This window comes from Nonomuraea jabiensis, assembly GCF_014204795.1.
Classification (GTDB): Bacteria; Actinomycetota; Actinomycetes; order Streptosporangiales; family Streptosporangiaceae; genus Nonomuraea; species Nonomuraea jabiensis.
In genome coordinates, this window is sequence record NZ_JACHMB010000001.1 from 12,452,375 (window position 1) to 12,465,180 (window position 12,806).

13 protein-coding genes are annotated in these 12,806 nt (G+C 72.0%); 8 read left to right on the top strand and 5 right to left on the bottom strand.

The features are described 5' to 3' along the window. Positions 1–4 precede the first annotated feature (4 nt). From HD596_RS56725 to HD596_RS56735, 3 genes are all read left to right on the top strand, one after another. Positions 5–484 (top strand): GNAT family N-acetyltransferase, encoded by a 480-nt coding sequence (locus HD596_RS56725; protein ID WP_221520078.1) that lies wholly within the window; start codon positions 5–7, stop codon positions 482–484. Beyond that, the gene (locus HD596_RS56730) at positions 472–777 is read left to right on the top strand and encodes a hypothetical protein (RefSeq protein ID WP_185077638.1); all 306 of its coding nucleotides are present in this window, start codon (positions 472–474) and stop codon (positions 775–777) included. Before HD596_RS56725 ends, HD596_RS56730 begins: the two co-directional genes overlap by 13 nt. 130 nt (positions 778–907) lie before the next feature. Further along, positions 908–1,843, top strand: coding sequence for a hypothetical protein (locus tag HD596_RS56735; RefSeq protein ID WP_185077639.1), 936 nt, complete (start codon positions 908–910; stop codon positions 1,841–1,843). 30 nt (positions 1,844–1,873) lie between these two features. Here the strand turns inward: HD596_RS56735 and HD596_RS56740 are convergent, their stop codons facing one another. Then, on the bottom strand, positions 1,874–4,183 hold the full coding sequence (locus HD596_RS56740) for a xanthine dehydrogenase family protein molybdopterin-binding subunit (protein WP_221520079.1): 2,310 nt from the start codon (positions 4,181–4,183) through the stop codon (positions 1,874–1,876). 59 nt (positions 4,184–4,242) lie between these two features. Here HD596_RS56740 and HD596_RS56745 point away from each other — a divergent pair, with 59 nt between their 5' ends. Together HD596_RS56745 and HD596_RS56750 are read left to right on the top strand one after the other, a co-directional pair. Further along, complete coding sequence (locus HD596_RS56745) at positions 4,243–5,112, top strand: FAD binding domain-containing protein (RefSeq protein WP_185077640.1); 870 nt, start codon at positions 4,243–4,245, stop codon at positions 5,110–5,112. Next, positions 5,109–5,588: a (2Fe-2S)-binding protein gene (locus HD596_RS56750; RefSeq protein ID WP_185077641.1), complete on the top strand. Its 480-nt coding sequence runs from the start codon at positions 5,109–5,111 to the stop codon at positions 5,586–5,588. The genes HD596_RS56745 and HD596_RS56750 overlap by 4 nt, the downstream gene beginning before the upstream one ends. A 2-nt stretch (positions 5,589–5,590) precedes the next feature. Here the strand turns inward: HD596_RS56750 and HD596_RS56755 are convergent, their stop codons facing one another. After that, positions 5,591–6,256: a GntR family transcriptional regulator gene (locus tag HD596_RS56755; RefSeq protein WP_185077642.1), complete on the bottom strand. Its 666-nt coding sequence runs from the start codon at positions 6,254–6,256 to the stop codon at positions 5,591–5,593. Between the two features lie 129 nt (positions 6,257–6,385). On the opposite strand from HD596_RS56755, the gene HD596_RS56760 reads away from it, so the two are divergent. Together HD596_RS56760 and HD596_RS56765 are read left to right on the top strand one after the other, a co-directional pair. Next, positions 6,386–7,690: an MFS transporter gene (locus HD596_RS56760; protein WP_185077643.1), complete on the top strand. Its 1,305-nt coding sequence runs from the start codon at positions 6,386–6,388 to the stop codon at positions 7,688–7,690. A 91-nt stretch (positions 7,691–7,781) separates the two neighbouring features. Then, complete coding sequence (locus HD596_RS56765; RefSeq protein WP_185077644.1) at positions 7,782–7,997, top strand: hypothetical protein; 216 nt, start codon at positions 7,782–7,784, stop codon at positions 7,995–7,997. 55 nt (positions 7,998–8,052) lie between these two features. Here the strand turns inward: HD596_RS56765 and HD596_RS56770 are convergent, their stop codons facing one another. The 3 genes from HD596_RS56770 to HD596_RS56780 all read right to left on the bottom strand — a co-directional run bounded on the left by HD596_RS56770 (position 8,053) and on the right by HD596_RS56780 (position 11,247). After that, the gene (locus tag HD596_RS56770) at positions 8,053–9,057 is read right to left on the bottom strand and encodes an enolase C-terminal domain-like protein (protein WP_185077645.1); all 1,005 of its coding nucleotides are present in this window, start codon (positions 9,055–9,057) and stop codon (positions 8,053–8,055) included. Positions 9,058–9,068: 11 nt separating this feature from the next. Beyond that, positions 9,069–10,442, bottom strand: coding sequence for an MFS transporter (locus tag HD596_RS56775; protein WP_246555500.1), 1,374 nt, complete (start codon positions 10,440–10,442; stop codon positions 9,069–9,071). A gap of 73 nt (positions 10,443–10,515) precedes the next feature. Then, on the bottom strand, positions 10,516–11,247 hold the full coding sequence (locus HD596_RS56780; RefSeq protein WP_185077646.1) for a TetR/AcrR family transcriptional regulator: 732 nt from the start codon (positions 11,245–11,247) through the stop codon (positions 10,516–10,518). 97 nt (positions 11,248–11,344) lie between these two features. Here HD596_RS56780 and HD596_RS56785 point away from each other — a divergent pair, with 97 nt between their 5' ends. Next, complete coding sequence (locus HD596_RS56785; protein ID WP_185077647.1) at positions 11,345–12,790, top strand: DHA2 family efflux MFS transporter permease subunit; 1,446 nt, start codon at positions 11,345–11,347, stop codon at positions 12,788–12,790. Positions 12,791–12,806 lie beyond the last annotated feature (16 nt).

Sequence of the window (12,806 nt, forward strand, 5' to 3'; positions counted from 1 at the left end):
AAGGGTGGATGAGCCCGCAGCGTTCCGGATATCTCGCGTCACCGGCTCCCCCGAGCTGGCGGAGGTCACCGCAAGACTCCTTGAGCAGTTGCCGTCCTGGTTCGGGATCCCGGAGGCCAACGCGGCATACGTGGAGTCGGCGACCCGCCTTCCCGGCCTGCTGGCTCACGCCGGCGCGGAGGCCGTCGGCGTCCTGCTGTACCGGCGGCATTTCGCGGAGTCGGCCGAAATCCACTTGATGGCGGTCAACCCGGGCTGGCATCGGCGGGGTGCCGGCAGGGCGCTGGTTGACGCCGTCACCTCGGACGTCCGGGCGGACGGCTGCCGGATGCTGCAGGTCAAGACCCTGGGAGCGAGACACCCGGATGAAGGCTACGCCAGGACCAGGGCGTTCTACCGGGCTGTCGGCTTCCTGCCGCTGGAGGAGACGGACGACCTGTGGCCGGGCAACCCGTGCCTCATCATGGTGAAGTGGTGTCGCTGACTGCGGGCAGCTCCAGCTCGGCTGGGCGCATCGGTGCGGAGGCGATCGAGTCCCTGCTGTCCCAGCGCGTGACGGGGTACGAGCCGCTGTCCGGGTTCGCGGCCAACACGGTCGCCGCGGTGACTCTCGGGTCCGGCGCGCGGGCTGTCTTCAAGGCCGCCGCGATTGACCATACTTCATTGAACAGAGTATGGTTCCCAGGCATGCCAGAAAGATCCGCATTGGCGCTGATCGTGATGGTCGCGTCCACCGCCTCCGGCCGGACCCGCGCGACCTGCCGGACCGGACGGTAGCCGGCTCGTACGCGAGCCGCGGAAGAAGCGGATCACGCGCGCCGGCGGGAGCGCCGGACACCACCACGGGCCGTACAGGTGCCTCGGCGGTCGCGTGCGCGCGTGACGTCGACATACGGGGAGACCGACCATGAACACCATCGGAAAGACCGCCTTGGCCCTGGCCGCCATGGCCGTGCTCAGCGGCTGCGGGGGCACCGCCGAGCCGGCCGGGAAGGGCACTTCACCTGCCTCGAAGCCGGCCTCGAATCCGGCCTCGAATCCGGCCGTGACGGTACAGGAGAAGAGGCGCCAGTTCGAATCCGTCAAGGCGGACTGCATGAAGCAGAAGGGCTTCAGGTACATCGCCTTCGTGCCACCGGAGAACCCCCTCACCGACGACGAGCGCAAGCGCAGAGCCGGCGACTATGAGGCGTTGAAGGCCCAGCGGGCGAAGTACGGCTTCGGGGTCTTCTCGTCATACGTCCACCCGAAGGGCCCGGACGCCCCCGGCAACATGCCCGACCTCTCAGAGGCCGACCCCAACGGGAAGGTCTGGACGAAGCTCTCCTCGGCTCAGAGCAAGAGCTACTGGAAGGCCGTGAGCGCGTGCGTCGTCGTCGCGGCCAAGCAGGTCCTCGGCAAGAAGGTGCAGTCCGACACGGACCTGTTCGAGCAGCTCGCCGCCGCCGGGGAGAGGGCGTCCGAGCGCGAGATCGACAGCGACGCCGAACTGGTCGAGCTGGCATCGAGCATGGCCACGTGCCTGACGGGCAAGGGATACAAGGTCTCCGGCACCAGGCCGACGGACCTGGCGCAGCGCGGCTGGCGCGAGTTCCTCGATCGCGAGGACGAGATCGGCCGCAGGCAGCGCGAGGACGTTCCCGACGTGCCGTCGCCCACCAAGGAGGGCGAGGTCAAGCGGACCTTCGGCGCCACGCTCACGCCCACCGAGGCCAAGCCGTACCTGGACAAGGAGATCAAGGCCGCTCTGGACGATCTGGAGTGCGGCAAGGACTTCTACCGGGTCTACACCCCCAAGGCGGAGGCCATCGATCAGAAGGTCGCCGAGGAATGGGGCCACTGACGCGGTCCATGCACGTGCCCCGGAGGTCGCCTACCGGCTACCGGCGGTGGCCGCCCACACCGCGGCGGGGGTCAGGGGCATGTCGATGTGGTCGAGGTCGAGGGCGTCGCAGACGGCGTTGACGATGGCCGGCGGGATGCCGATGCAGCCGGCCTCCCCCGCGCCCTTGGCGCCCAAGGGGGTGTTGGGGTTGGGGGTGACGGTCTCCAGGAGGGTGACCGGGGGCATGTCGGCGGCGGTGGGCAGGAGGTAGTCCAGGAGGGTCGAGGCGTGGGGCAGGCCGTCCTCGCCGATGACCGCCTGCTCGTAGAGGGCCTGGCCGAGGCCCTGGGCGATGGAGCCGTGGCCCTGGCCGGCGACGATCGCGGGGTTGACGACCACCCCGTAGTCGTCCACGGCCACCAACTGGCGTACGTGGACGGTGCCCAGGTCCGGGTCCACCTCCACCACGGCGACGTGGGCGCCGTACGGGAAGGCCTGCGGCGGGGCGACGATCTCGTCGGCGCGCAGGGGGCCGGTGCGGGCGACCAGTTCGCCGATGGGCAGCCCCGGGAGGGGGCCGACCTCGGTGTTGGGTACGGGCACCTCCTCAAGGTCGCCCGGCTCGCCGCCCACCATCAGGCGGCCGGCGGCGTACGTGACGTCCTCCTCCCCCACCCCCAGGAGCTCGGCGCAGCGGCGGCGGGCGGCGGCCACGAGGGCTTCGGCGGCGCGCCACAGGGCCGCGCCGCCCACCTGCATGGAGCGGCTGCCGAAGGTGGCGAAGCCGTAGGGGACCTCGCCGGTGTCGCCCTCGACGACGCGGACCCGGTCCACCTCCACGTCCAGGACCGAGGCCACCACCTGGGCGAACGCGGTGAAGTGGCCCTGGCCGGTGGACGTGGATCCCACGCGGGCGATGAACGTCCCGTCCGGGCACGCCTCCACGCTCCCGAACTCGTCGCTGTCCGGCGGGCCTCCCGAGCGTTCGACGTACGTGGCGATCCCCACCCCGAGCGGCGCTCCGCCGTCCTCGCGGCGGCGGGCCTGCTCGGCGCGGAGCTCGTCGTAGCCGACGGCGGCCAGGGCCCGGTCGAGGGCGGCGGCGTAGTCGCCCGAGTCGTAGGTGCGGCCGGTCGGCGTCAGGTAGGGGTACTGGCCGGGGCGGATGAAGTTGCGGCGGCGCAGCTCGGCCGGGTCCAGGCCGAGGCGGCGGGCAAGGCGGTCCACGGTGCGTTCGAGGGCGTAGGCGGCCTCCGGGCGGCCGGCCCCGCGGTAGGAGGTCGTCGGGGCGGTGTTGGTGAGCACGCACCTGACGCGCGTGTGGACCCGGGGCGTGCGATAGGCGCCGGTGCTCATCGCCGCGGTCATCATGGGGACGAAGGCGCCGAGGTGCGGGTACGCGCCGACGTCGGCGTCGACGAGCAGTTCGTACGCGAGGAAGGTGCCGTCCTCGTCGGCCGCCAGCCGTACGCGCTGGTGCTGGCCGCGGCCGCGCGGGCCCGCCAGCATGGCCTCGGCGCGGTCCTCGCACCAGCGCACCGGGCGGCCGAGGTGGACGGCGAGCAGGGCGGCGACCAGATACTCGGGATAGGTCTGGCTCTTGGCGCCGAACGCCCCGCCGGTGGCCGGGACGATCACCCGGATGCGCTCTCTGTCGAGGCCGAGCGCCGCGGCCAGCGCGTCGCGCAGCCGGTGCTGGGCCTGGTGGGAGACCCACACGGTGAGGCGGTGCTCGCGTCCCGGGTCCACCAGGATCGCCCGCGGCTCCAGGGACGTGGGGAGCAGGAGCTGCTCGCGGTAGGCGGCCTCGACGACCACCGGGGCGGTGGCGAACACGTCGTCGGCCGGGCGGCCGAAGGTGCGTTCGGCGGCCAGGTTGTCGCGGTCGTCGAACAGGCGGGGCGCTCCCGCCGCCAAAGGGTCGTCCAACAGCCGGGGCGCTCCCGCCGCCAAGGGGGCGTCGGCGCGGGTGAAGGGCAGCAGTTCGAGGTTCAGGCGGACCGCCTCGGCGCCGTCCTCGGCGCGGGCGCGCGTCCCGGCCGCGACCACCGCGAGCGCCTCCCCCGGATAGCGGACGCGGCCCGTGGCGAGCAGCGGCCACGGCGGCATGCCCTCCTCGCCGGGCACCGTGCGGGCGGCGAGGTACGGCAGGTCGGCGGCCGACCACGCGCCCGCCACCCCGTCCTCCTTGAGCGCGGCGGCGACGTCGACCCCGCGGATCACCGCGTGCGGCACCGGGCTGCGGGCGAACGCGAGCTCCAGCGTGCCCGGGATCTCCAGATCGGCGACCCGGCGGGCCCGTCCGGTGACCAGGTCGCGATCCTCCCGCCGCGCGAGCGGCATCCCGATGTACCGCAATGTTTGGACACCCCCGCTTTCGGTACCAACGTCGATATCGGATTCCCGGGATGGGAGACATGAAACCGGCACAATTCGACTACGTCGCGCCTGCCTCCGTACCTGAGGCGGTGGCCGTGCTGGCCGAGCACGGGCCGGAGAGCCGCGTGCTGGCCGGCGGCCAGAGCCTGCTCATCGAGCTGCGCTACCGGACCACGCGCCCCGCCCTGGTGGTGGACGTCAACCGCATCCCCGGGCTCTCGCAGGTGACGGTCGAGGACGGCTCCGTCCGCGTCGGCGCGCTGGTCCGGCACGCCCAGCTGGAGCGCGCCCGGTTCGACGACCCGCTGGCCGAGCTGTTCCGCCAGGTGGCGCCGTACGTCGGCCACCCGCCCATCCGCGCCCGCGGCACCTTCGCGGGCAGCCTGGCCTGGGCGCATCCGGCCTCGGAGTGGTGCGCGCTGGCCATGGCGCTGGACGCGGGGATCGAGGTGAAGGGCCCCGCGGGGCCGCGTACGGTGCCCGCCGCCTCATGGTTCCGCGGCGCGTTCGAGACCGCCTGCCTGCCGGAGGAGCTGGTCACCGGCGTCCGGCTGCCGCGCCCGCCGGCCGGGGCCGTCGCGGCCTTCGCCGAGCACCGCCGCACCCACAGCGGCTTCGCCCTGGCCGCCGCCCTGGTGATGCTGCGGCTGGCCGCCGGCCGCGTCGAGTGGGTCCGCATCGGGCTCGCGAACGCGGCGGACGTCCCCCTCCGCGCGGTCGGGGCCGAGCGCCTGCTGACGGGTGAGCGGCCGGAGCCGGAGCTGTTCGCGGCGGCCGGCGCGCGGGCCGCCGCCGAAGCCGACCCGCCCGGGGAGCCGCACGCGCCGGCCGCCTACCTCAGGCACGCGCTGTCCACGCTCGTACGGCGCTGCCTCGCCCGGGCCGTCCACCACGCGGGGCTCCCGTGAACGTCCGGTTCACGGTCAACGGCCGGACCCACCGGATCGACGTGGAGCCGCGGACCAGCCTGGCCGACGCGCTGCGCGACCGGCTGGGCCTCACCGGGACCACGCTGGGGTGCGAGCACGGGGTGTGCGGCTCGTGCACCGTGCTGGTGGACGGCACGGCCGTCCGCTCCTGCCTGACCCTGGCCGTCCAGGCGGAGGGCGCCGACATCCGCACCGTCGAAGGGCTGGCCGACGGCGACGAGCTGCACCCGCTGCAGGAGGCGTTCGCGGCCGAGCACGCGCTGCAGTGCGGCTTCTGCACCCCGGGCTTCCTCATGCTGCTCGCCGGCGCGCTGGCCGAGGAGCCGGAGCTGGACCGCGACGAGCGGCGGCTCGACGCGGTGCTGGCCTCCAACCTGTGCCGCTGCACGGGGTACGCGGGCATCCGCCGCGCCGCCGCCCGCGCGGCCGAACGCATGCGCGCGGACGGCGACTGAAGTCAGGGTTCCATCTGGAGGAAACGGTCCCGGGCGGCGGCGAGGTGGGCGCGCATGGCCTCGGAGGCGGCCTCCGCACGGCCCGCCATGACGGCCTCGGCGATGCGGGCGTGCTCGGCCAGCGTGGGGTCGCCGTCGCGCCCGCCCGCGTACTCGATGCGGAACAGGTGCAGGTGGCCGTGGGTACGCCGGAGCGACTCCCGCACCGCGCCGCTGCCCGAGAGCTCGGCGATCAGGTCGTGGAAGCGGGCGTCGTGGTCGGCCAGGCCGTGGTAGTCCTCGTACCTGGTGCCCTGGGGCGCCTTCGGGACGCTGGCCAGCTCGGCCCGCACGCGCTCCGCGGCCTCGGCCGTCATCAGCTCGGCCGCGCGCCCGGCCGCCCACGGCTCCAGGAGCAGCCTGAGCTGGTAGAGGTCGGCGATCTGGGCGGGCGTGAGCAGGGGCGCCACGGAGTAGCCGCGCAGCGCCTCCTTGGTCAGCAGGCCCTCGGACTCCAGCGCCGACAGCACCTCGCGCACCGGCGTCTGGGAGACCTCGAGCAGCCTGGCGATGGCGTAGATGTTGACGCGGGCGCCGGGCTCCAGGTCGCCGTTCATGATCAGGCCCTTGACGCGCTCGTAGACGTCTTCGGTGAGAACGCTCCGGCGGGCGGCCGGTACGCGGCCCATCAGGCGCTTCTCGATCTCACTGGCCAACCTTCACGCTCCGGTACGGGTTCTTGACGGGTCTTGACGGACGTCGTGCGATGTATGCAACATAGCCGAAATATCCAATAGGAAATATTATTGGGGATCGCGATGGCCACAACCCTCCGAACCACCGTCCGCGGCCGGTTGCGCTGGTACATGATCAGCTTCGTCTTCGCCGGGCTCGTCATCAACTACCTGGACCGCGCGAGCCTGGGTGTGGCCCTGCCGTTCATGGGAGAGACGTTCAAGCTCTCCAAGACCGAGGAGGGCATGATCCTGGCCGCCTTCTTCTGGTCGTACGACTTCTTCCAGCTCGCCGCCGGCTGGTTCGTGGACCGGTACGGGCCGCGCAGGACGTTCACGTTCGCCTCCGTGTGGTGGTCGCTGTTCACCTCGCTGACGGCGCTGGCCAGCAGCTTCGCGGCGCTGTTCGGCGTGCGGCTGCTGCTCGGCATCGGCGAGAGCCCGGCCGCCACGACCAGCGCCAAGGTCGTGGGCCGGTGGTTCCCCCGGCACGAGCGGGCGCTGGCCACCGGGATCTGGGACTCCGGCTCGCGCGTGGGTGGCGTCATCGCGCTGCCGGTGGTCACGGGGCTGATCGCGTGGCTGGGGTGGCGGTGGACATTCGCGATCATCGGGGTGATCGGGCTGGCGTGGGCCGTCGGATGGTGGCGGACGTACCGGGATCCGCAGGACCACCCGAAGATCTCGGAGGAGGAACTGGCGTACCTGCGCGAGGGCGGGGCCCGCTTCGAGGGCGACGACGACGGGGACGCGGCCAGGATGCGCTGGCGGGACCTGTTCCGCTACCGCACGATCTGGGCGATGATGCTGGGCTTCTTCTGCCTCAACATGGTCGTCTACTTCTTCCTCACCTTCTTCCCGACCTATCTGGTGGAGGAGCGCGACTTCAGCCTGCTGAAGCTCGGCCTGTTCGGCGCGCTGCCCGGCCTGGTGGCCATCGGCGGCGAGTGGCTGGGCGGCTGGCTGTCCGACCGCCGCATCGCCAGGGGCGACTCGCTCACGCGGGTCAGGAAGACGTTCATCGCGGGCGGGTTCCTGGTCTCGACGGTGATCGGCGTCGCGGTCTGGGTGCCGGAGGCGTGGATGGCGCTGGCCCTGCTCTCGGTCGCCTACGCCGGCTCGACGTTCGCCGCCTCCAACATCTGGGCGCTGCCCGCCGACGTCGCCCCGGCCGACCGGTACGTGGCCTCGATCGGCGGCATCCAGAACTTCGCCTCGAACTTCGCCGGCATCATCAGCCCCATCATGGTCGGCTTCCTGGTGGACAGGACGTCGTCGTTCACGGTGCCGCTGATGGTGATCTCGGGCGTGGCGCTGCTGGGCGCCTTCACGTACGCGGTGATCCTGAAGCGGGTCGAGCCCATTGGCCCGCCGCGGGCCGAACCGTAAAGATCCGCTCTTGCGCCTGTGGCGGTGCGACCCTCCCGCGACCTGGCGTGATCTCCTGAGCGGTGTTCGTACCATCACTCAGGAGGTTCGCATGCGCCGACGCGCTCACCTGCTCGCCACCGCCGCCCTGCTCGCCACCCTCGGCTCGGCCGTCGTCCTGGGCTCCATCCCGGGCAGCGATTTCCGCCCCATCACCCAGCGCATCGCCAACTCCCTCGTCCTGACGGACCGCTACATCTCGACGGTGAACGCCGTCCTGAGCGGCTCCCTGAGCAACCCCCTGAGCGGCGTCGGTCTGCCCATCTGAGCACGCGGGCCGGTGGAAGGCCGCCCGCCGCCGGCCCGGACTCCGCCTTGGCGCCTTACGCGTGGAAGGCGTCCTTCGCCAGCCTTCGCACCCGCGTCTCGTCGATGTCGTGCCCGAGCCCCGACTGGGTGAGCGGGACCGCGATGACTCCGGCGTTGGCGCCCACGATCGGCGTGACGATCTGGTTCTGGCGCGGCGGCTGCGTCACGTCGCACGGCAGCGTGCAGCCCGGCAGGCTCGCGACCGCCACCGTCGCCGCCCTGGCCAGCCCCGCGCCCTGGCCGCCCGCGCACTGGATGTCCAGGCCCGCCGCCGCGGCCCGGTCGTGCGCCCGGCGGGCCTCCGTCAGCGAGGCGAACGCGTTCGGCCGCAGCAGCAGCACCCGGGCGGCCCGCAGGGTCAGGTAGTCGTCCAGCTGGGCGGTGGAGGCGACCTCGACCGCGACCGAGGCGGAGACCTGGTCCTGGAGCGAGGCGTGCGCGTAGACGTCGCCGCCGGCGAAGGGCCGCTCGATGACCTCCAGCCCGTAGGAGTCGAGGGCGACGAGCTGGCCGAGGTCGGTGTAGGCGTTGCCGCAGTCGACGGCCAGGGTCAGCGCGGGGTACGCCAGGCGCACCGCCCGCACGGGCTCGACGTCCCAGCCTGGCCTGATGTCCAGTGTCACGTGGCCGTACCCGGCGCAGACCTGCTGGTTGACCCGGGCCACGAGGCTCTCCACGGACGGGTCGGGGGCCAGCCGGACGGTGGCCATGAGCGAGGTGCGGGTGCCGCCGATCGCCTCGGCGAGCGGCACCCCGCGCATCCTGGTCCACAGGTCCCAGCAGGCCATGTCGACGGCCGGGTCACCGCTCGGCACCGTGTCGGGGTGCTCCCAGTCGACGCCGATCAGCAGGGCGCCCAGCGTCTCCTCCAGCCTGGACCACGTCTTCGGCTGGGGGGAGATCGACTCGCCCCAGCCGGTCATGCCACCGTGGTCGGTGAGCTTCACGAGCAGGGTCTCCGACTTCCTGCCGAACGGCAGGACCAGCCGGAAGACCTCAAGCTCCCGCACTCGCGGCATGTATCCCCCTTTTATGACGCGGCTCCCTCCATAGTGCCTGCTGCGCGGGACTGGGCAAAACGGGGGGCCAGCAGAAAGGCCACGGCCGCGAGGACGGCGGTGAAGGACAGGCCGATCGCGTAGTTCTCGGCGGTGGCGGTGAACAGGGCGCCGCTGACCGCGACGGCCACCACGGTGAAGACCGACTCGCCGACGCCGACGGCCGCGGTGTTCTGGCCCTCCTCGCCCTCCTTGGACATCTCCAGCACCAGTACGGACACCGTCGGGTGCAGCGCGCCGATGCCGAGCCCGGCGATCGCCATGGCCACGAACGCGATCGCGAGCGGCAGGGAGTCGATGAGCACGAGCGTCACCAGCGCGATGCCGGCGGTGATCATGGCGGCGCCGCCGCGGATGGCGGCCAGGTGGCTGATCGTGCCGCGGCCCTTGATCCAGGAGCCGGTGGACCAGCCGAGGGCGCCGACGGTGAGCACGAGACCCGCGCCGGTGGCGGTCAGGCCGCGCTCGTTGATCAGCATGAGCGGGATCAGCACCTCGGCGGCCGTCAGCGAACCGAAGGCCAGGCCGCGCAGCACGGGCGCGGTCGGCAGGCCGCGGGCGGCCCTGAGCGAGCCGGGCAGCAGCAGCCTGGGCAGTGCCACGGCCAGCAGGACGATCCCCGCGAGGAGCAGGGGCAGGCCCGCGAGCTTGAGCGCGCTGCCGTACTGGATCAGGGCGGCGGCCACGGCGGTCAGCGTGGCCCAGACGAGCTTGCGGCCGAGGCCGGGGGCGGGCGCGGCGATGCCGTCGCTCACCTGGCGCCCCGCGGTGCCGCGCCAGAGCAGCAGGGCCGACGGGATGACGATCAGGGAGACGCCGATGAAGATCCACCGCCAGTCGATGTTCTGGGCCACGAATCCGGCGATGGCCGGGCCGACCATGGACGGCACCACCCAGGCGGCCGAGAACAGGGCGAACACCTTGGGATGCAGGCTTCCCGGATAGACCCGGGCGATCACCACGTACAGCGACACCTGGATCAATCCCGCCCCGAGGCCCTGCACGAACCGGCCCGCGACGAACACCTCCATGTTCGGCGCGAACCCGGCCAGCAGCAGCCCGGCCACGAAGCCCGCCACGCCGGCCGCGATCGGCTGCAGCGGGCCGCGCACGTCGCTCCACCGCCCGCCCAGGACCGTCGCGATCACGCTGGCCGCCAGGGTGGCGCTGAAGGCCAGGTTGTACAGGTGCATCCCGCCCAGCTCGCGGGCCACCACGGGCATCGCCGTGGCCACCGCCATCGCCTCGAAGGCCACCAGCATGACCAGCGCGACCAGCCCGATGCTGAGCGCCCGGTACTGCGGCGACACCACACCCGTCGCGGATTTCTCAACTGTCATCGTCATACCGGGCAAGCTATGACGAACCCCCACGTCAGCACCTCCGGCGGGGGTCCTAGGCCGCTCTCGGCAATTGGGCCTAGGGCGTGCGGGGCATGCGCGCCTCGATGCCGTCGAGGAGCAGCTCGAGGCCGTACTGGAAGCGCTCCTCGCCGTCGTCGGCGATCAGGGCGTCCACGAACTTGGTGATGTGCGGGAACCGCGCCGCCGGCAGCGCCCGGTAGTAGCCGGCGATCTGGCCGACGAAGGACTCGAAGTATTCCTGCGGGTCGCTGAGGCCGGCCGCGCGCATCCTGGTGAAGTGGACGGAGCCCTCGTACGCGTCGCTGACGACGTACAGGGAGATCCGGTCCATCGACAGGGCCGCGTCCCTCGGCGACATGCCGGCCTCGATCAGCAGCCCGAAGACGAACTCGCCCATGCGGACCGAGTTCTCCCCCGTGGGGATGTTGGCCAGCGCCACCCGGGCCAGGTCGGCGTGCTTCGCCAGCACGCGGTGCACCTCCACCATGTACTCCCGCAGCTGCTCCTTCCAGCGGCCCGGATCACGCTCCGGCAGCCGGATCTCGCTGAGCACCCGGTCGTAGACCAGCTCCAGCAGCTCCTCCTTGTTCGCCACGTGCGCGTAGAGGGAGGCGGGCCCGGTGTCGAACTCCTGGGCCACGCGTCTCATGCTCAGCGCGTCGAGCCCTTCGGCGTCGAGGATCCGCAGCCCGGCCTCGACGATCAGGTCCTGGCTGAGCTGCCGCCTGAGCTGGGCCGGCTTGCGCGACTTACGCCAGGGGGGGAGGGGGACGTCCTCGGTTGCCATACGAACACTGTACTTGACACGAACGCTGTTCGCCACTAAAACGGTGTTCGTAGCGAACAGCGTTCGTTCATAGAACACCGTTTTTAAGGAGCCCCCCATGACAGTCACCGCCTCAGCGGCGACGACCGAGACCCAGCCCTACCGCTGGCGCTGGGTCGCACTGTTCGTGATCCTGGCCGCCGAGGTCATGGATCTGCTCGACGCGCTCGTCACCACGATCGCCGCCCCCACCATCCAGAAGGAGCTGGGCGGCAGCGACAGCGTCGTGCAGTGGCTCGGCGCCGGATACACCCTGGCCATGGCCGTCGGCCTGATCACCGGCGGGCGCCTCGGCGACCTGTTCGGCAGGAAGCGCATGTTCGTGATCGGCGCGCTGGGCTTCACCGCCGCCTCGCTGCTGTGCGGCGTCGCGATGAGCCCGGAGATGCTGATCGCGAGCCGGGTGCTGCAGGGCCTGTTCGGGGCGGTCATGCTCCCGCAGGGCCTCGGGCTGATCAAGGAGATGTTCCCGCCGCAGGACATGGGCAAGGCCTTCGGCATGTTCGGCCCGGTCATGACGATCTCGTCGGTGGGCGGTCCCGTGCTGGCCGGATGGCTGGTCGACGCCGACTTCTTCGGTACGGGCTGGCGCATGATCTTCCTGATCAACCTGCCGATCGGCCTGGCCGCCGCGCTGGCCGGCCTGCGCTTCCTGCCCGAGTACCGCCTCTCGAACGCCACCAGGCTCGACCTCGTCGGCGTCGCCCTCGTCTCCCTGGCCTCGTTCCTGCTGATCTACCCGCTCATCCAGGGCCGCGAGCTGGGCTGGCCCGCGTGGACGTTCGTGTCCATGGCGGCCTCGATCGTGATGTTCGCGATCTTCGGCCAGTACGAGGCGCGCCGCGCCAGGTCCGGCAAGGACCCGCTGGTCACGCCCGGGCTCTTCCGCAAGCGCGCCTTCACCGGCGGTCTGGTCGCCGGCCTGGCCTTCTTCTCCGGCATGATGGGCCTCGGCCTCGTCTTCAACCTCTACACCCAGCTCGGCCTCGGCTTCACCCCGCTCGAGGCCGGTCTCACCGGGCTGCCGCAGGCGCTCGGCGGCGTCGCCGGCTTCGGGCTGGCGATGTCCGGCCTGCAGGAGAAGCTGGGCCGCGGCCTGCTGCAGATCGGCACCGCCGTCATGGCCGCGGGCGCGGCCGCGCTCGCCCTGACCATCCACCTGGCCGGGGTCGACGTCAGCGGCTGGCAGCTCGCCCCCAGCCTCGCCTTCGTCGGCATCGGGATGGGCCTGACCATGGCGCCGTTCTTCGACATCGTGCTCGCCGGCGTCGAGCCGCACGAGTCGGGGTCGGCCTCCGGCACCCTGACCGCGATCCAGCAGCTCGGCGGCGCGCTCGGCACCGCCGTGCTGGGGACGCTCTTCTTCAACCTGCTGGCGCGCCAGTGGAGCTTCGGCTCGTCGATGCAGGTCACCGTCTGGGTCGAGGTCGGGCTGCTGGCCCTGACGTTCGCCCTGTCCTACCTACTGCCGCGCAAGGCCAGGCCGGGCGAGTCCGGCCACTGACGCCCCGTGGCGGGGC

What these genes read in the sequence shown, in the direction of transcription:
- HD596_RS56780 (WP_185077646.1), bottom strand. Translation starts at nt 11,247, where the DNA reads ATGGCAACCGAGGACGTCCCCCTCCCCCCCTGGCGTAAGTCGCGCAAG.
- HD596_RS56770 (WP_185077645.1), bottom strand. Translation starts at nt 9,057, where the DNA reads ATGCCGCGAGTGCGGGAGCTTGAGGTCTTCCGGCTGGTCCTGCCGTTC.
- HD596_RS56775 (WP_246555500.1), bottom strand. Translation starts at nt 10,442, where the DNA reads ATGACGATGACAGTTGAGAAATCCGCGACGGGTGTGGTGTCGCCGCAG.
- HD596_RS56760 (WP_185077643.1), top strand. Translation starts at nt 6,386, where the DNA reads ATGGCCACAACCCTCCGAACCACCGTCCGCGGCCGGTTGCGCTGGTAC.
- HD596_RS56745 (WP_185077640.1), top strand. Translation starts at nt 4,243, where the DNA reads ATGAAACCGGCACAATTCGACTACGTCGCGCCTGCCTCCGTACCTGAG.
- HD596_RS56755 (WP_185077642.1), bottom strand. Translation starts at nt 6,256, where the DNA reads ATGGGCCGCGTACCGGCCGCCCGCCGGAGCGTTCTCACCGAAGACGTC.
- HD596_RS56785 (WP_185077647.1), top strand. Translation starts at nt 11,345, where the DNA reads ATGACAGTCACCGCCTCAGCGGCGACGACCGAGACCCAGCCCTACCGC.
- HD596_RS56765 (WP_185077644.1), top strand. Translation starts at nt 7,782, where the DNA reads ATGCGCCGACGCGCTCACCTGCTCGCCACCGCCGCCCTGCTCGCCACC.
- HD596_RS56735 (WP_185077639.1), top strand. Translation starts at nt 908, where the DNA reads ATGAACACCATCGGAAAGACCGCCTTGGCCCTGGCCGCCATGGCCGTG.